Below are 15,709 nucleotides of genomic sequence, written 5' to 3'. Positions count from 1 at the left end.
GGTGGCGCCGGCGAGGAGGCCGCGGACGAAGAACCTCTGGAGGGAGAAGAACACGATGAGCGGCACGATGATCGAGATGAACGCGCCGGCCGTGAGCAGCTCCCACGATTGGCCGTAGGAGCCGGTGAGGTCCTGCAGCGCCTTCGTGATCGGCAGCCCTTGTCCGGAGGTGAAGACCGTCGCGACCAGCAGGTCGTTCCAGACCCAGAGGAACTGGAAGATGCCGAAGGAGGCGATGGCGGGGACCGAGAGCGGGAGCACGATGCGGAAGAAGATCTGGCCGTGTCCGGCGCCGTCCACTCGTGCCGCTTCGATGACCTCGCCGGGGATCTCGGAGATGAAGTTGTGGAGCATGAAGATCGCGAGCGGGAGCGCGAAGATCGTGTGCGCGATCCACACCTTCGCGTAGGAGCCGTCCAACCCGTTCACCCCGAGGCCGGGGAGGATGTAGAGCCCTCCGATGCGCAGGCCGTCCGAGAACAGCTGCAGCAGCGGCACGAGCGCCATCTGGATGGGGACGATCTGGAGCGAGAACACGAGGACGAAGAGCGTGTTGCGGCCCTTGAAGTCGATCCAGGCGAACGCGTAGGCGGCGAGGCTGGCGATCGTGATCGGGATCAGCGCCGCCGGCAGCGTGATGACCAGCGAGTTCACGAACGCCTTGCCCAGGGTCAGGCTGTCGCCCGAGTTGAGCGCGTTCGCGTAGTTGTCGAGGGTGAAGCCGGGGTTGGCGAAGATCGTCCACCAGCCGGTCGTCTTGATGTCGTTCGCGGGGCGGAACGACGAGATGAACAGGCCGAGGGTGGGGACGGTCCAGATGACGGCGATGATCAGCGCGGCGAGAGTGGCGCCGCGCGATGTCGTCGCCTTCTTGACCTTGCCGCTGGCCGCCTCGATCCTGGACTCGCCGCGGGCGAGCGCGCGCTCGGTGCTGCGGTCGACCGGAACCTGGATCGGAGTGGGCGTGACGCTCATCGGATCTCCCTCTGCTTGGCGAGCTGGCGGGCGTTGTAGACGACGATCGGGAGCACGAGCAGGAACAGGATGACCGCGAGGGCCGCGCTGTAGCCGCTGCGGGCGCCGAGCTGGAACTGGCGGACCATCTCGAACGCGAGGACCGTGGTGTCGGAGCGGCCACCGGTCATCGCCGAGACGATGTCGAAGACCTTCAGCGACGCGATCGAGATCGTCGTGAGGACGACCACGATCGAGGAGCGGATGCCGGGGACGGTGACGTTCCAGAAGGACTGCCACGCGCTGGTGCCGTCGAGCGAGGCCGCTTCGAGCTGCTCGGAGGGGACGCCCTTGATGGCGGCGGAGAGCACCGTCATGGCGAATCCGGCCTGGGTCCAGATGAGGACGACGACGAGGAACAGCGTGTTCCACGGCTCGAGTCCCAGCCAGTCGACCGGCGGGGCGCCGAAGGCGGTGAGGATGCCGTTGAGGAGGCCGATCTGCTCGCCCTGGCGCACGTCGTAGAAGAACTTGAAGATGATCGACGCGCCGACGAACGAGATCGCCATCGGCATGAAGACCAGCAGCTTGAAGAACTTCTCGCCGCGGCTCTTGTCGATGAAGACCGCGTAGGCGAGACCGATCGCGGTCGCCGTGATCGGGGCCAGGAGCACCCAGACCACCGTGTTGAGGAAGGCGGTGATGCCGTCGGGGCTGGTGAAGACCCAGACGAAGTTGTCGATGCCGGCGAATCCGGAGCCGTCGTTCTTCATGAACGCGTTGATGGCCGTCGTGATCGTCGGGTAGATCAGGCCGATGAGGATGAAGAAGGCGGCCGGTGCCATGAACGCGATGAGCTGGAGTCCGTAGCCCGCGCCTTTGCGGGACCGGAAGTCGAGCAGGAACAGCGCGCCGCCGATGACGGCGGCCACCACCGCGACCCAGAGGACGGAGTTGTAGAGGCCGAAGACCAGCAGGAGGACGACCGGCAGGACGACCGTCACCGCGAGCCGGAGGACCGTGTAGCCGGTGCCGCGGCGGGGCGCGATCTCGACGAAGAAGAGGATGAGCGCCACCACGGCCGCGAAGGCCAGGAGGATGAGCGGGATCTGCGCGAGCGGCGGGATTCCCGCCAGCCATTGGAAGAACCCCGAGATGGTGATGGGGGACATGGACGCCCTTTCGAGTGCGACTCTGGACTCAGGAGGGGCCCGGCCCCGGGATCCGTGGATTCGGGGGCCGGGCCGTCACAGCTGAGCCGCCACTCGGGAGCGGCGGCTCTGCTCCGCTGCTAGGAGGTGTAGCCGGCCTGGATCTCCTCGAGCGCCTGGTCGGTGCTCGTGCCGTCGATCCAGTCGACCATGCCCTTGAAGAAGCTGTCCGAGCCCACTGCCTTCGGCATGAGGTCGGACGCATCGAAGCGGAACGTGGTGTCCGGGTTCTGGAGGATCGCGATGGAGTCCTTCAGGACGTCGCTGCCCGCGTTGGCCGGGTCGAGACCGGTGTTCGCGGAGATGACGCCGCCGAGGGAGACGCGGCTGTTGGCCCAGTCGGCGCTGGCCAGGTACTCCTGGACCTTCGCGGTGTCCTCGTCGTTCGAGAACGCGGCGACCATCTCGCCACCACCGGTGACGGCCTGGGCGTCGTCGGCCTTGACCGGCGGGGTGAGGAAGGCCCACACGTCGCCGTCCTCGGCCACGTTGGCGCCGGCCGAGGTCAGGAAGCCCTCGAAGAACGAGGCCTGGTGGGTCAGCGCGCAGGTGCCGTTCGCCATGTTCTGGGCGACGTCGCCGAAGGCGGTGGAGTTGATCGACTTCACGTCGCCGTAGCCGGCGTTGACGAGGGTCGGGTCGAGGAGGATCGATCCGACGGAGTCGAACGCGGACTTGATGGCCGGGTCGGTGAAGGGGGTGTCGCCCGCGACCCAGGAGTCGTAGACGTCGGGGCCGGCCTCGCGGAGGACGGCGTCCTCGATCCAGTCGGTTCCGGGCCAGCCGGAGGCCTCACCGGAGTTGAAGCCCGCGCACCAGGACGGTCCGCCGGTCTTCTCGGCGATCGTCTTGCCGAGCGCCTCCATCTCGTCCCACGTCGTGGGAACGGAGACGCCCCACTCCTTGAACTTGGCCGGGGAGTACCAGATGTAGCCCTTGACCGACGCCATCAGCGGCGCGCCGTACTGGGTGCCGTCGACCTGGCCGTACTTCTGCCAGTCCTCGGACCAGTTCTGCTTGACGTTGGCGAGGGCGCCCTCGGGGAGCTCCTGCACCTTGCCGGAGGCGACGGTGTCGGCGAGCAGACCCGGCTGCGGGAAGATCGCGAGGTCGGGGGTGTCGCCACCCTGGACCTTGATGCCGATCTGCTTCTCGAACTCCTTGTCGCCCGTGTACTTGATCTCGATGCCGCTCTCCTTCTCCCAGTCCGCCCAGGACTGCTCGAGAAGGGTGGCCTCGTCGCCGTTGATGGTGCCGTAGACGTTGACGACGCCGTCGGCGGTGCCGACCGTGCCGGCCGAGCTGCCGCCGCCGGCGTTCGGGTCGTTGGGGTCACTGCTGCTGGAGCAGCCCGCGAGTGCGATGCCGGCCGCTGCAAGAACGGCGACCGGGACGGTGATACGGCGGTGCAGGGATGACCGCATTCTTCCTCCTCATTGAGTGGTGGAACCAGCCGAGCAGGCCGCTCCTCGCCGATCGGGATCGGGAGGCTGTGGCGGCTCGAAGCGTGTGCCGCGACGACTCGGATGCTGGTGATGGCGATGCCAGGAGGAACTCCGAGCGGATCACCGGATTCGTGTGGGTGGGCTCCCACGGAGGGAAACCTTTCCACAAGAACGATGAAAGCACAACGCCGGTGATAGAGCGCTCTCTGAGATAACGATTCGGCGTCAGAACAGCGATCGCGGCCGCCGGGCCGGGCGGAGATCGATCTCGGCGCGACGCCCGGCCGCCGGGCGGGGTATAACTTCCTGGAACCGTTTCCAGCATCGAGGCCGGACGGTCGGGAGGAACGCCGTGCCAGGCATCGAAGAGGTGGCCGAGCTCGCAGGAGTGTCGAAGGCGACGGTCTCGCGCGCGCTCAGCGGCCGGGGCTACGTCTCCGCGGGGACGAAGCAGCGCGTCGAGCGCGCCGCGACGAGCCTGGGCTACGTCGTCTCCGCCAACGCCTCCAGCCTCGTCACCGGCCGCAGCAACAACATCGCCGTGATCATCCCGATCATCAACCAGTGGTTCTTCGCCGGGATCATCGAGGGCATCGAGCGCGCCCTGCTCGCCGCCGGCTACGACCTGCTCCTTTACAACATCGACAAGCACCTCGACGCCCGCCGGAGCGTGTTCGAGTACTACCTCGTCCGCAAGCGCGTCGACGCGATCGTCGCCGTCACCCTCGAGATCTCGCCGCACGAGACGGAGGCGCTCCTCGCCCTGGGCAAGCCCATCGTCGGCATCGGCGGCGAGCTCCCCGGCATCCCCACCTTCAGCATCGACGACGTCGCCGCCTCCCGCCTCGCCACGGAGCACCTGCTCTCCCTCGGCCACGAGCGGGTCGTCCACATCGGCGGGCTCGCGGAGGAGGAGATGGACTTCCACGTCCACACGCAGCGCCGCGACGGCTTCCGCCAGGCGCTCGAGGCCGCCGGCCTCGAGCCGGGCGCGCAGGACATCGTGCCCACCACCTTCGACATCCCCGGCGGGCACAGCGCCGGACGGCAGGTCCTCGGCGACCCGCGGACCCGGCCGACGGCGATCTTCGCCGCCTCCGACGAGATCGCGATCGGGATCATCCTCGCGGCGCGCGAGCTCGGCCTCTCGGTGCCCGAGGACGTCTCCGTCATCGGGATCGACGACCACCCCCTCGCCGAGCTCTTCGGTCTCAGCTCGATCCGCCAGGACCCGCGCCAGCAGGGCGAGCTCGCGGTCGCGCTGGTGCTGGACGCGCTGGCCGCCCTCGGTCGAGGCGAGCCCCCTCCCCCGGCCCGCCACACGCTGATCCCCGCCTCGCTGGTGATCCGCACCAGCACCTCGGCGCCGCGGGGGGCGAGAATCGGAGCATGAGCGACTCCGACACCCCCACCGTCCGCGACGTCCCCGAGCGGTCCCGCTTCGTGATCGAGGTCGGCGGCACCCCGGCCGGCTTCGCCGCGTACACCCGTCAGGGCGACGAGGTGACGCTCACCCACACCGTCGTCGACGACGCGTGGGAGGGCCACGGCCTCGGGAGCATCCTCGCGCGGGCCGCGGTCACCGCGATCACGGAGGCGGGCGGCACGGTCGTCCCGCGCTGCCCCTTCGTCGCGGCCTGGCTGCGCAAGCACCCCGACGTCGACGCCCGGGTCCGCTGGCCCGAGGACTGACTCACTCCGGGGGCGTCCTGCTCCCGATCTCCTGGAGCGCCCAGGTGTTGCCGTCCGGATCGGCGAAGTACGCGTACTGCACGCCGCCCAGGTCCTGGACCTCGCTGATCTCGAGCGAGCGGCCGACGAGCTCCGCGCGAGCGGCGGCGATGTCGTCGACGACGAGGTGGAGGGAGCGGACGACGCCCTCCTCCGGACCGGGGCCCATCCCGCTGCCGACCACGATCGAGCAGGCCGAGCCGGGCGGGGTGAGCTGGACCACGCGCATCGCGGCGGAGGGCCGCACGTCGTGGTCGAGGTGGAAGCCCATCACCTCCGTGTAGAAGGCGACCGCGCGGTCGACGTCGCCGACGGGGAGGGGGACGAGCTCGAGTCGCATCTGCACGCGACCAGTGTGCCGCGCGGCGGAACCGCGCGGGAGGGGTCAGTCCCGCGGGCCGACGACGAGGCGCTCGTGCATGATCTCGACGGCGCGCTCGAGGACGCGGCGGTCCTCGAGGGTGAGATCGGCGAAGATCGGCGTCAGCGCGTCGCCGAGGTCGGTCCGCCAGGCGTTCAGCGCGTCCGCGCCGGCGGGAGCCAGGCGGATCTGCCAGGCGCGCGCGTCGAGGGGATCGGCGATCCGGTCGAGCCAGCCGGTCTCGACGAGGTTCTTCACGATCTTGGTCATCGTGGGCTGCGAGACGCGGCTCTGGGAGGCGAGCTCCCCCAGGCGCATCGGGCCCATCGAGAGGAGCACCGAGAGCGTGCGCCAGACGGCCTGCGACTCCTGGTTGCCGGTCGCCTGGGCGGCGAGGCGGGTGATCCGGTGCGTCACCGAGACGAAGTCGCTCAGGAGCTCGCTGAGCGAGACCTCGCTGGGCGGGACGTCGCGGGCGGGGAGCCCGGCGAGCAGATCGTGAGCAGTCACGCTCCGATCCTAGGGGCGCGCGCCGCCAACGGCCGGGAACGACGAAGGGCGCCGCCTCCGAGGAGACGACGCCCTGCGTCTGCAGGCGTGCCTGCATCACCCCGACGAGCGACCGGCCGGAGCCGGCACCCGCGACGGGTGAAGGGAATTACTTGACGGTGACGGTCGCGCCGGCGCCCTCGAGCTGAGCCTTGGCCTTCTCGGCGGTCTCCTTGTTGACGGCCTCGAGGACCGCCTTGGGGGCACCGTCGACGAGCGCCTTCGCCTCACCGAGGCCGAGGCTGGTGAGGGCGCGCACCTCCTTGATGACCTGGATCTTCTTCTCGCCGGCGGCCTCGAGCACGACGTCGAACTCGGTCTGCTCCTCGACCTCTTCGGCGGGGGCGGCCGGGCCGGCCACACCGGCGGCGGCGACGGGCGCCGCAGCGGTGACCTCGAAGACCTCTTCGAACTTCTTGACGAACTCCGAGAGCTCGATGAGCGTGAGCTCCTTGAAGGCCTCGATGAGCTCGTCCTGCGTGAGCTTTGCCATGATTTTTCTCCTTGTTTTTCTTTGTCTACGAACCGCGCGCGCACTGCTTCCCGGAAGGGGAAGACGTCAGCTCGCGGACTCCTGCTTCTCGCGCAGCGCCTCGACCGTGCGAACGGCCTTCGAGAGCGGAGCGTTGAACAGATATGCGGCGCCGAACAGCGAGGCCTTGAAGGCGCCGGCGAGCTTGCCGAGCAGAACTTCGCGGGACTCGAGGTCGGCGAGCTTGCCCACCTCTTCTGGGGTCAGCGGGTTACCGTCGAAGTAACCGCCCTTGACCACGAGGAGAGGGTTTGCCTTGGCGAAGGCACGCAGCGACTTCGCGACGGCGACAGGGTCGCCGTGCACGAACGCGATGGCCGAGGGGCCAGCGAGCTCGTCGTCGAAGGACGAGATACCGGCGTTGTTCGCCGCGATCTTGGTCAGCGTGTTCTTCACCACGGCGTAGGTTGCGTGCTCACTGATGTCCTTGCGCAGCGTCTTGAGCTGAGCAACAGTGAGACCGCGGTACTCGGTCAGCAGAACGGCCGTCGAGCTCTGGAACTTCTCCGTGAGTTCGGCAACCGAGGCTTCCTTGTTCGCCATGGCTACTCCTGTGAATTCTCGTGCCGGTAGCCCGAAGGCAGGCAAAGAAAAAAGCTCCGGCACAGGGGCGCGGAGCTTCGGGATCGCGGTGAGGCGGAACTGAACTCGTGCACCTGCGCGGGCAATTCGCTTCGCGAATCCTTCGTCCGGTGGCGATCCGCGGGGCCGGGGCCCTGCTCGTGCGCACACCGGAAACCGGCGGTCTTTGGCTTCGGGAAGCGTACGTCATCGCGGCGCGCGGGCGCAAGTCGAGGAGGAGGGTCCTCGCGCGGGATGCTGGAGGCATGACCGGCCCGACCCCCGACTCCGCCCGCGACGTCGACTCCGCGATCGCCTCGGTGGAGGGCGAGCTCAGCACCCTCTTCAACCGTGTGCGGGCGGCGATGCGCTCCTACGCCGAGCGTCTCCACCCGGAGCTGACGCCACTGGGCTACAAGACGATCTCGGCGCTCGAGCGCCGCGGACCCGTGCACTCGGGCGTGCTGGCCGAGCTCCTCGAGATGGACAAGTCGGCGCTCAGCCGCCAGATCACGGCGCTCGACCGCCTCGGCTTCCTCGAGCGCACCCCCGACCCGCAGGACGGCCGCGCCACGATCCTCTCGGTGACTCCGGCGACCGCCGCGCGGCTGCGCGAGATCCGCAGCTCGAACCAGGCGCTGATGCACGAGGAGCTGCGCAGCTGGGCGCTCGCCGACGTCGAGCTCTTCGCCTCTCTCCTGCACAGGATCAACGACCTTGACATCTGACGCTTAGCACCCCGTCCGTTCGGGGACAATCGCCGGACGCCGCCCGCTCGACTGCGTAGTTTCGGAGGCGATGGACCAGCACTCCTCCTCTCTCCTCCCCCACGACGTCGACGGCGCGCTCGGCTTCGCGCGCGGTCTGAGCGCCGACGCGCCCCGGCCCGGCACCGGTCGCACCGCCGAGCTGCACGGTCTCCTCGAGCGCCTGGCTCGGCACGACCTCGGCGTCGCGCGCGCGGTGGAGCCGCACCTCGACGCTCTCGCGATCCTCGGCGAGGCGGAGCTCGACCCGTCCGGACTCGGAGTCGCCGCCGACGCCGCCTGGGGGGTCTTCGCGGCCGAGGGCGGCGGGGATCCTCTGGTCGCGCGCGAGAGCGACGGCGACTGGCTGCTCGACGGAGTGAAGCCCTGGTGCTCGCTGGCCGACCGCCTCGACGCCGCCCTCGTCACCGCCCACGTGGGGGACGGCTCCGGCGAGCGCCGCCTCTTCGCCGTGGCGCTGCGGGACGGGTCGGCGACGCCGGAGCAGGACGCCTGGCACGCGCGGGGCCTGACGGAGGTGCCCAGCGGACCGGTCCGCTTCTCCGGCACCCGCGCCGTCCCCGTAGGCGACGTCGGCTGGTACCTCTCGCGGCCCGGCTTCGCCTGGGGCGGCATCGGCGTCGCCGCCTGCTGGCACGGCGGAGCCCTCGGAGTCGCGGCGGCCGTCGCGGCGGCGGCAGCCCGACGCGAGGACCCGCACCTCCTGGCCCACCTCGGAGCGATCGACACGGCGCTCTCCGCGTCGCGCCGGGCGCTGGACGAGGCCGCCGCGGCGGTCGACGCGGGCGAGGCCGACGGCCCCCGCGGCTCACTGCTCGCCAAGCGCGTGCGGGCGAGCGTCGCCGGAGCGGTCGAGGAGATCCTGCTCCGCGCCGGCCGCGCGCTCGGCCCGGCTCCGCTCGCCCTCGACGCCGAGCACGCCAAGCGCGTCGCCGACCTCGCGCTCTACGTCCGCCAGCACCACGCCGAGCGCGACGACGCCGCTCTCGGCCGCGCCGTGCTCGCCTCGGGCGAGGCGGCCTCCTGGTGAGCCGGCCCTTCGACGGGCGCCTCGAGGGCACTCCTCTCGAGCGCTGGACCGCGGACGGCCGCCGCGACCGCCTCCCGGAGCTGACCCTGCCCGACGGGATCCGGCGCGTCCTGGTGGTCGTGGCGCACGCCGACGACGAGACCCTCGGCTGCGGCGGCACCATCGCGCTCGCGCGTCGGCGCGGGATCGCGGTCGACGTCGTCGTCGTGACCGACGGAGCCGCGGCCCATGGGGAGCGGGACGCGGACCTCGCTGCCGAGCGCCGGCGGGAGGCCTCGGACGCATTGGCGGAGCTCGGCCCCGGCATCGGTCTCGCCTTCCTCGAGGTGCCGGACTCGGCGACCCCGGAGCACCGCGAGCGCATCGCACGCGAGGTGCGCGAGCGGGCGGCCGGCGCCCCCGGGACCGTCCTCCTCCTCTCCACCTGGACCGGGGACGGGCACCGGGACCACCGTGTGGTCGGCGAGATCTGCGCGGAGGTCGCGCGCGAGCTCGGGCAGCCGCTGCTCGCCGCGCCGATCTGGCTGTGGCACTGGGCGGTCCCGGAGGACCCCGAGGTGCCGTGGGGCGACCTCGTGCACCTGCCGCTCGACGACGAGCTGCTCGAGCGCACCCGCCGTGCCCGCTCCCGCTATCCCAGCCAGACCCGCCCCGGGCCCGACGGGACCGGTCCGGTGCTCCATCCGCTCTTCCTGCGCACCTTCACCGGGGACGACCGGCTGGTGAGGATCGCATGAGCTACTTCGACGAGCTGTACGCCCGCCACGAGGACCCGTGGGGGTACACGAGCCGCTGGTACGAGCAGCGCAAGCGCGCCCTGACCCTCGCGAGCCTGCCGGAGCAGCGCTACGGCTCCGTGCTGGAGATCGGCGCCTCGATCGGCGTGCTGGCCGAGGCGCTGGCCGACCGGGCCGACAGCCTGCTGGCGATCGACGTGTCGAGCGCCGCCGTCGAGCGCGCCGCCCGCCGCCTCGCTCCGCTCGAGCACGTGCGGGTCGAGCACCACGACATCACCCGCGGCGTGCCGGAGGGTCCGTTCGACCTGGTCGTGCTCTCGGAGGTCGGCTACTACCTCGGCGACGCCCTCCCCGGCGTGCTGCGCATCATCCGCGACGCCCTCGCCCCCGCTGGGGAGCTCGTCACCGTGCACTGGCGGCATCCGATCGAGGGGCTCGCTCTGGGCGGCGACGCCGTGCAGTCCGCCGTGGCCGAGCTGGGCCTGCACCGCCTCGCCCGCCACGAGGAGGAGGACGTCCTGCTCGAGGTCCACGCCCGCGACTCCCGCTCGGTCGCCCGCCGGACGGGGCTGGTGTGAGCCGGCTCGCGCAGGTGCTGGTCGTCGTGCCCGCGCGCGACGAGGAGGAGCGGATCGGCGGCCTGATCGCCTCCGTCCAGGCCAGTGCGACCCACCTCGCCCACCGGGCGCCCGGCATCGGGATGCGCCTCGTGGTCGCCGCGGACGGCTGCTCCGACGCGACCGTCGAGCGGGCCCGTGCCGTCGGCGCCGAGGTGCTGGAGCTCGCCCGCTGCGGAGTAGGCGCCGCCCGCTCGGCGGGTATCGCGCACGCCCTCTCCTCCGTCACTGCTCCGCTCGAGCAGGTGTGGATCGCCAACACCGACGCCGACACCGTGGTCCCCCGCGACTGGCTGGCCGCCCACGTCGAGCACTCCCGACGGCACGACGCGCTGCTCGGCACGGTCCGGCCCGACCCGGCCGACCTCTCCCCCGGTGCCTACTCGCGCTGGCGAGACGTCCGCGCGCGGGAGGAGTCGATCGGCAGCATCCACGGCGCGAACCTCGGCGTCCGCGCGAGCGCATACCTCGCGGCGGGCGGCTTCGGCCGGGAGCCGCTGCACGAGGACGTCCTGCTCGTCGAGCGGCTGCGCGCGAGCGGCGCCCGGGTCGGAGCGACGGACCGCGGCGAGGTGGTCACCTCCGGCCGCCGCGACAACCGGGTCGAGGGCGGCTACGGCCACTACCTCCACGCTCGCTTCCCGGCCGAGACGTCTCCGGCCTGCGGCTGAATCGGGTACACGCGCACGCGGAACACGATGCGAGGGGTCCCTGTCAATGGTCGGGCCGTGGTTTGTCACGGATTGCGCAGGAGAGTCAAATGGGTGTCGAGCACGACCCGGTGCTCTCCGATGGAAGGGTCACCGCATGAATCCCCGCCTCGTCCTGCTGGCACTGGTCGCCTTCACCGCCTACGTGTTCGGCTCCCGCGCCGGCCGTGGCCGCTACGAAGAGCTGCGCCACCTCGCACTCGGCGTGTGGAACGACCCGGCCACGAAGAAGACCCGCAAGAAGCTCAAGAAGACCTCCAAGCGCGAGGCCAAGCAGCTCACCGCCATCGCGAGCAAGGCCCGCGACAAGGTGCAGCGCCGCCTCCGCTGACCCCCGCTTCCACGACTCACCGGACACCGGCCCGCCGGTGTCTCCGCTCGCATCGGAACGGCCGATCGAGCACGAACTGAAGGAGAAACATCATGGGCATCATCAGCTGGATCATCCTCGGCCTCATCGCCGGGGCGCTCGCCAAGCTCATCCTCCCGGGCAAGCAGGGCGGCGGATGGATCATCACGATCGTCCTCGGCATCGTGGGCGCGCTGCTCGGCGGCTTCCTCAGCACGCTGTTCGGCATCCAGGACGCCGTCAACGGCATCAACATCGTGAGCATCATCGTCTCCGTCGTCGGTGCGATCGTCGTCCTCCTCATCTACGGCGCGATCGTCGGCCGCAAGTCCCGCGCGTAAGTCGCGCTCCCCGAAGGCCCCCGGCATCCGTGCCGGGGGCCTTCGGGGTTCCCGGAGCGGGCGCACCTCTGCTCGGGGGATCCGACTCCTCCTCCGCGGGGAAGCTGGATGTCCGCCGAGCGCGCAAGGGGTTGATGCTGAGAGCCGCAGGCGATGGACTGGAGGCACGACGGCGCGGCTCCACTGCGCCCTCGCCCCGACGAAAGGACGTACTCGCTCATGAGCGACGACACCGCAACGGTCCCCACGATCACCCTGAACAACGGCGTGGAGATCCCGCAGCTGGGCTTCGGCGTATTCCAGATCGACCCGGCCGAGACCAAGGACGCGACCCTGGCGGCCCTCGAGGTCGGCTACCGCCACATCGACACCGCCGAGATGTACGGCAACGAGGCGGGCGTCGGCGAGGCCGTCCGCGCCTCCGGCCTCGACCGCTCCGAGGTCTTCGTGACCAGCAAGCTCAACAACGGCTTCCACGCCCGCGAGGACGCTCTCGCCGCGATCGACGTCACCCTCGGCGAGCTGAAGTTCGACTACGTCGACCTCTTCCTCATCCACTGGCCGCTCCCGAACGTGGGCGACTACCTGGAGACCTGGAAGGCGATGGAGGAGATCTACCGCAGCGGCAAGGCGAAGGCGATCGGCGTCTCCAACTTCCAGACCAACCACCTCAACCGGCTCCGCGCCGAGGCGACCATCGTCCCGGCCGTGAACCAGATCGAGGTGCACCCCTACCTCGTGCAGCAGGAGCTCCGCGCCTACGGCACCGAGCACGGCATCGCGACCGAGGCCTGGTCGCCGATCGCGCAGGGCCTCGTCCTCGACGACGACACCATCACCCGCATCGCGCGCAACGTCGACCGCAGCCCGGCGCAGGTCGTGCTCCGCTGGCACATCCAGCGCGGCGACATCGTCTTCCCGAAGTCGGTCACCCGCAAGCGCGTGGAGGAGAACTTCGCCCTCTTCGACTTCGAGCTCGACGACGAGGCGATGACCGACATCACGGCGCTCGACCGCGGCCACCGCACCGGCCCCGACCCCGACACCTTCAACTACATCCCGAGCTGATCCTCGGCTCCACGGAGCGCGCCCGGCCTGCAGTCGTCCTGCGGACCGGGCGCGCTCGTGCGTGGGGCGGCGAGCCGAGCCGCGCACGAACAGGGCGGGTCTCGAGACGCCGCGCTGCCGCTCCTCGACCGGCACGGTCACGGGCCGACCGCACCCCTGCTGATCGAGGAGCGGGCGCAGCCCGCGTATCGGGATCCACCCCACCGACGAACAGCGCGGATCCCGATGCGCCGGGCCCGCGGGTCAGCCCTGCTGCGAGTCGCGCCAGGAGTGCTCGGGGGCGTAGCCGAGGACCTCGCGGGCGTGGTCGATCGAGAGCAGGGTGCCGGTTGTCCCGAGGTCGCCGCGCAGCTCGACGCCGGGGAACACCTCGGCCACCAGCTCGGCGTTGGGGCGCGTCATCACGGTGTCGGCCGCGGCGATGATGAAGCGGTCGAACCCGGTCGTCTCGGCGAGCAGCGCCTTCTCGACCGCCTGCGCTCCGTCGCGTCCGTCGATGTAGCCCCAGAGGTTCCACTTGCGCAGCAGCGCGTCGGAGTCGAACGACGGGAACTCGGCGTAGTCGGCCTCGTCCATGACGTTCGAGAAGCGCAGGCCCGTGATCTTCAGGTCCGGGTGCCAGCGGCACAGCTCGATCGCCATCTGCTCCTCGAGGTGCTTGGTGAGCGAGTAGACCGACTCAGGGCGCGCCGGGTACTGCTCGTCGACCGGGATGTAGGGCGGCGGGACGTCGAAGGGCAGGCCCAGCACGGTCTCGCTGGAGGCGTAGACGACGTTGCGGATGCCGGCACGGATCGCTCCGTGGAACGCGTTGAACGTCGCGATCATGTTGTTGTGGAACGTGGCGACGTCGGGCACGAGGCCCGGCGCGGGGATCGCGGCGAGGTGCACGAGCGCGTCGATGCCCTCGTACTGGTCGTTCACCGACTGCAGCGCGTCCACGACCTGGCCGTAGTCGGCGATGTCGATGCGGACGAAGCCCGCGCCGCGGTCCCCCGCACGGTCCAGGTTGAAGACCTCGTGCCCGGAGGCGCGGAGGCGGGTGACGACGTGGCGGCCGAGCTTGCCGGATCCACCGGTGACTGCGATTCTCATGCTCGAACGCTAACGGTCCTGAGCGACGAGGGACGAGGGTTGCGGATCAGCTCCGGGCATGGAGCGAGATCGCGCCGCCGACCTCGGGCGTCGTCTCGTCGGCGACGAGCTCCGTCCAGCGGCGGAGCACGGCGGCGCCGGCCGCGTCGTTCACGGCTCCGTCGACGACGAGGACCGGGTAGGGCTTCTCGGGCACGCCCTCTGCGGGCCGCACGTCGACGTGGGCGACGTCGTAGGCGTGCTCGAACAGCCAGTCGGCCATCGCGTAGTCGCTCCGGGAGTCGCCGACCGTGCGCCAGCGCTGCGGGATCGCGCCGGTCGCTCCGAGCAGCTCCACGGCGCGCTGGGCGCCGAGGTCCTTGCCGAGCCGGTTCGACTCGATGTCGGTCGAGATGACGGTCGGGTCGATGCGGAAGTCGACCGTCCCCTCCTCGTTCGGGTACCGGATGCCGCGGCGCTCGACTCCGAGGCCCGCGGCGGTCATGATCTGCAGGGCGTCGGCGTCGAAGACGAGCTGGCGCTCGAGGTAGTCCTCGCTCGGCAGGTCGACCAGCTGCTCGGCCGAGACCATGGCGCGCTTGGTCTCGTCGAAGAAGACCAGGTCGTCGTAGTCGGAGCGGATCATCCGCTCGAGGTCGCGGGCCACCGGCTCGGGGATCGCGAGCGACTCGTCGACGATCGGCTCCGAGGTGCCGCGGTAGTCGACGGTGAACCAGACGGCGCCCTTCTCGCAGACGCAGACGATGCGGGCCTCGGCCGAGACGCCGCGCTCGAGGAGCGCGGGCAGGACCCGCTCGCGCAGGAACGCGTCGGAGCGGCCCGTGTTGAACACGATCGGGATGCCGGCGTTGGCCAGGGCGACGAGGTCGTCGGCGATCTCGGGGATCGAGATCGTGCGCGTGACGGGGCTCGCGATGGGCCCGTCGACGTCGAGGAGCAGGCCGAGCGGAGGGGGTGTGGAGGTCATCGTGTCCCATTCTGCCGTGCCGGGGCCGCTCGACGCCTCCGTGACCGCCTCCGCGCGGGCGGAGCGGTTCAGGAGGCGGGGACGACGAGGGTGCGCTGGGCGGTGGTGCCGTCGGGGGCGAGGACGGCGAGGGTGATCAGGGTCTCGGAGTCGCGGCAGTCGGCGGTGACGGCGGCGGAGCCGGACGCCGCGAGGTCGACGGGCTCGCCCGCGCTCGCGTCGGTGGTGCCGACGGCCAGGCGGGCGGTGGCGCCTCCGCTCGTCTCCCACGACAGGGCGAGCGGGACGGAGGCGGTGCGGTCGCCCTCGCAGTCGACGGAGGCGGGGGTGGAGGCGAAGGAGACGATCGCCGGAGGAGCATCGGATCCGGTGCCCGGCTCGGTGTCTGACGGTGCGGCGGAGGCCGTCGATGCGGGGGCGGCGGCGCCGTCGGTCGCCTCCGCGGAGCCGGGAGCGGCGGACGTCGCCGGAGCGCTCCCGGACGGCGCCGAGGACGGGCCCGCGGACGCCGTGGCTGCGCCGGGCGCTTGCCCGCCGGCGGGCCGGACGAGCAGCACGATCGCGAGGACGACGGCGACGAGTCCGAGGGCGGCGAGGACGATCCCGGTGGTGCGGGCGGGGCGGGACGGCATCGGTCCTCCTGGGACGGGACGGGACGGGCGGAAGAGACGGGCGGAAGAGACG

At 70.9% G+C, this 15,709-nt stretch carries 20 protein-coding genes; 10 read left to right on the top strand and 10 right to left on the bottom strand.

What is annotated here, in order from left to right; translation table 11 throughout:
* From C5C53_RS16295 to C5C53_RS16285, 3 genes are all read right to left on the bottom strand, one after another.
* The coding region (locus tag C5C53_RS16295; protein ID WP_104268025.1) for a carbohydrate ABC transporter permease at positions 1-975 on the bottom strand (975 nt) is incomplete at its 3' end.
* Positions 972-2,126 carry a carbohydrate ABC transporter permease gene (locus C5C53_RS16290; RefSeq protein ID WP_181027270.1) on the bottom strand — a complete coding sequence of 385 codons (1,155 nt, stop codon included), beginning with the start codon at positions 2,124-2,126 and terminating at the stop codon, positions 972-974. The genes C5C53_RS16295 and C5C53_RS16290, both read right to left, overlap by 4 nt.
* Before the next feature lie 119 nt (positions 2,127-2,245).
* A complete protein-coding gene (locus C5C53_RS16285; protein WP_104227181.1) occupies positions 2,246-3,589 on the bottom strand; it encodes an ABC transporter substrate-binding protein in 1,344 nt (447 codons plus the stop codon).
* A gap of 373 nt (positions 3,590-3,962) precedes the next feature.
* Between C5C53_RS16285 and C5C53_RS16280 the strand changes: the two genes are divergently transcribed.
* Entirely contained in the window at positions 3,963-5,003 is a 1,041-nt protein-coding gene (locus C5C53_RS16280) for a LacI family DNA-binding transcriptional regulator (protein WP_104227182.1), read from the top strand.
* Positions 5,000-5,302 (top strand): GNAT family N-acetyltransferase, encoded by a 303-nt coding sequence (locus C5C53_RS16275; protein WP_104224336.1) that lies wholly within the window; start codon positions 5,000-5,002, stop codon positions 5,300-5,302. Before C5C53_RS16280 ends, C5C53_RS16275 begins: the two co-directional genes overlap by 4 nt.
* Position 5,303: 1 nt before the next feature.
* On the opposite strand, the gene C5C53_RS16270 is transcribed toward C5C53_RS16275, so the two are convergent.
* From C5C53_RS16270 to rplJ, 4 genes are all read right to left on the bottom strand, one after another.
* Complete coding sequence (locus C5C53_RS16270) at positions 5,304-5,687, bottom strand: VOC family protein (RefSeq protein WP_181027271.1); 384 nt, start codon at positions 5,685-5,687, stop codon at positions 5,304-5,306.
* A gap of 39 nt (positions 5,688-5,726) precedes the next feature.
* The gene (locus tag C5C53_RS16265; protein WP_258059518.1) at positions 5,727-6,212 is read right to left on the bottom strand and encodes a MarR family winged helix-turn-helix transcriptional regulator; all 486 of its coding nucleotides are present in this window, start codon (positions 6,210-6,212) and stop codon (positions 5,727-5,729) included.
* 148 nt (positions 6,213-6,360) lie between these two features.
* A complete protein-coding gene (rplL, locus tag C5C53_RS16260) occupies positions 6,361-6,744 on the bottom strand; it encodes a 50S ribosomal protein L7/L12 (protein WP_104224335.1) in 384 nt (127 codons plus the stop codon).
* Between the two features lie 66 nt (positions 6,745-6,810).
* Positions 6,811-7,326: a 50S ribosomal protein L10 gene (gene rplJ / locus C5C53_RS16255; RefSeq protein ID WP_104268024.1), complete on the bottom strand. Its 516-nt coding sequence runs from the start codon at positions 7,324-7,326 to the stop codon at positions 6,811-6,813.
* Between the two features lie 284 nt (positions 7,327-7,610).
* Here rplJ and C5C53_RS16250 point away from each other — a divergent pair, with 284 nt between their 5' ends.
* The 8 genes from C5C53_RS16250 (at position 7,611) to C5C53_RS16215 (ending at position 12,963) form a co-directional block, all read left to right on the top strand.
* Complete coding sequence (locus C5C53_RS16250; protein WP_104224334.1) at positions 7,611-8,072, top strand: MarR family winged helix-turn-helix transcriptional regulator; 462 nt, start codon at positions 7,611-7,613, stop codon at positions 8,070-8,072.
* Between the two features lie 70 nt (positions 8,073-8,142).
* On the top strand, positions 8,143-9,141 hold the full coding sequence (locus tag C5C53_RS16245; RefSeq protein ID WP_104268023.1) for an acyl-CoA/acyl-ACP dehydrogenase: 999 nt from the start codon (positions 8,143-8,145) through the stop codon (positions 9,139-9,141).
* Positions 9,138-9,878: a PIG-L deacetylase family protein gene (locus C5C53_RS16240; RefSeq protein ID WP_181127792.1), complete on the top strand. Its 741-nt coding sequence runs from the start codon at positions 9,138-9,140 to the stop codon at positions 9,876-9,878. Before C5C53_RS16245 ends, C5C53_RS16240 begins: the two co-directional genes overlap by 4 nt.
* On the top strand, positions 9,875-10,456 hold the full coding sequence (locus C5C53_RS16235; protein WP_104268022.1) for a class I SAM-dependent methyltransferase: 582 nt from the start codon (positions 9,875-9,877) through the stop codon (positions 10,454-10,456). Before C5C53_RS16240 ends, C5C53_RS16235 begins: the two co-directional genes overlap by 4 nt.
* Positions 10,453-11,166, top strand: a complete 714-nt coding sequence (locus C5C53_RS16230; protein WP_104268021.1) for a glycosyltransferase family 2 protein — start codon at positions 10,453-10,455, stop codon at positions 11,164-11,166. Before C5C53_RS16235 ends, C5C53_RS16230 begins: the two co-directional genes overlap by 4 nt.
* A 136-nt stretch (positions 11,167-11,302) precedes the next feature.
* Positions 11,303-11,536 (top strand): hypothetical protein, encoded by a 234-nt coding sequence (locus C5C53_RS16225; RefSeq protein WP_104227476.1) that lies wholly within the window; start codon positions 11,303-11,305, stop codon positions 11,534-11,536.
* A gap of 92 nt (positions 11,537-11,628) precedes the next feature.
* Positions 11,629-11,895 carry a GlsB/YeaQ/YmgE family stress response membrane protein gene (locus C5C53_RS16220; RefSeq protein ID WP_104224330.1) on the top strand — a complete coding sequence of 89 codons (267 nt, stop codon included), beginning with the start codon at positions 11,629-11,631 and terminating at the stop codon, positions 11,893-11,895.
* Positions 11,896-12,114: 219 nt separating this feature from the next.
* Positions 12,115-12,963, top strand: a complete 849-nt coding sequence (locus C5C53_RS16215; RefSeq protein ID WP_104224329.1) for an aldo/keto reductase — start codon at positions 12,115-12,117, stop codon at positions 12,961-12,963.
* A gap of 243 nt (positions 12,964-13,206) precedes the next feature.
* Here the strand turns inward: C5C53_RS16215 and C5C53_RS16210 are convergent, their stop codons facing one another.
* The 3 genes from C5C53_RS16210 to C5C53_RS16200 all read right to left on the bottom strand — a co-directional run bounded on the left by C5C53_RS16210 (position 13,207) and on the right by C5C53_RS16200 (position 15,657).
* Positions 13,207-14,058: an NAD(P)-dependent oxidoreductase gene (locus tag C5C53_RS16210; RefSeq protein ID WP_104227477.1), complete on the bottom strand. Its 852-nt coding sequence runs from the start codon at positions 14,056-14,058 to the stop codon at positions 13,207-13,209.
* 46 nt (positions 14,059-14,104) lie between these two features.
* Positions 14,105-15,025 carry a hypothetical protein gene (locus C5C53_RS16205; protein ID WP_104224327.1) on the bottom strand — a complete coding sequence of 307 codons (921 nt, stop codon included), beginning with the start codon at positions 15,023-15,025 and terminating at the stop codon, positions 14,105-14,107.
* A 68-nt stretch (positions 15,026-15,093) separates the two neighbouring features.
* Positions 15,094-15,657 carry a hypothetical protein gene (locus C5C53_RS16200; protein WP_104268020.1) on the bottom strand — a complete coding sequence of 188 codons (564 nt, stop codon included), beginning with the start codon at positions 15,655-15,657 and terminating at the stop codon, positions 15,094-15,096.
* Positions 15,658-15,709: the final 52 nt, after the last annotated feature.

The sequence above is a fragment of the Rathayibacter sp. AY1E3 genome, from assembly GCF_002932235.1.
Taxonomy (GTDB): Bacteria; Actinomycetota; Actinomycetes; order Actinomycetales; family Microbacteriaceae; genus Rathayibacter.
The sequence above is the reverse complement of the archived record's forward strand: the minus strand, read 5'-3'. Positions and strand labels throughout refer to the sequence as shown.

What these genes read in the sequence shown, in the direction of transcription:
- C5C53_RS16290 (WP_181027270.1), bottom strand. Translation starts at nt 2,126, where the DNA reads ATGTCCCCCATCACCATCTCGGGGTTCTTCCAATGGCTGGCGGGAATC.
- C5C53_RS16285 (WP_104227181.1), bottom strand. Translation starts at nt 3,589, where the DNA reads ATGCGGTCATCCCTGCACCGCCGTATCACCGTCCCGGTCGCCGTTCTT.
- C5C53_RS16275 (WP_104224336.1), top strand. Translation starts at nt 5,000, where the DNA reads ATGAGCGACTCCGACACCCCCACCGTCCGCGACGTCCCCGAGCGGTCC.
- rplL (WP_104224335.1), bottom strand. Translation starts at nt 6,744, where the DNA reads ATGGCAAAGCTCACGCAGGACGAGCTCATCGAGGCCTTCAAGGAGCTC.
- rplJ (WP_104268024.1), bottom strand. Translation starts at nt 7,326, where the DNA reads ATGGCGAACAAGGAAGCCTCGGTTGCCGAACTCACGGAGAAGTTCCAG.
- C5C53_RS16250 (WP_104224334.1), top strand. Translation starts at nt 7,611, where the DNA reads ATGACCGGCCCGACCCCCGACTCCGCCCGCGACGTCGACTCCGCGATC.
- C5C53_RS16245 (WP_104268023.1), top strand. Translation starts at nt 8,143, where the DNA reads ATGGACCAGCACTCCTCCTCTCTCCTCCCCCACGACGTCGACGGCGCG.
- C5C53_RS16235 (WP_104268022.1), top strand. Translation starts at nt 9,875, where the DNA reads ATGAGCTACTTCGACGAGCTGTACGCCCGCCACGAGGACCCGTGGGGG.
- C5C53_RS16225 (WP_104227476.1), top strand. Translation starts at nt 11,303, where the DNA reads ATGAATCCCCGCCTCGTCCTGCTGGCACTGGTCGCCTTCACCGCCTAC.
- C5C53_RS16220 (WP_104224330.1), top strand. Translation starts at nt 11,629, where the DNA reads ATGGGCATCATCAGCTGGATCATCCTCGGCCTCATCGCCGGGGCGCTC.
- C5C53_RS16215 (WP_104224329.1), top strand. Translation starts at nt 12,115, where the DNA reads ATGAGCGACGACACCGCAACGGTCCCCACGATCACCCTGAACAACGGC.
- C5C53_RS16210 (WP_104227477.1), bottom strand. Translation starts at nt 14,058, where the DNA reads ATGAGAATCGCAGTCACCGGTGGATCCGGCAAGCTCGGCCGCCACGTC.
- C5C53_RS16205 (WP_104224327.1), bottom strand. Translation starts at nt 15,025, where the DNA reads ATGACCTCCACACCCCCTCCGCTCGGCCTGCTCCTCGACGTCGACGGG.
- C5C53_RS16200 (WP_104268020.1), bottom strand. Translation starts at nt 15,657, where the DNA reads ATGCCGTCCCGCCCCGCCCGCACCACCGGGATCGTCCTCGCCGCCCTC.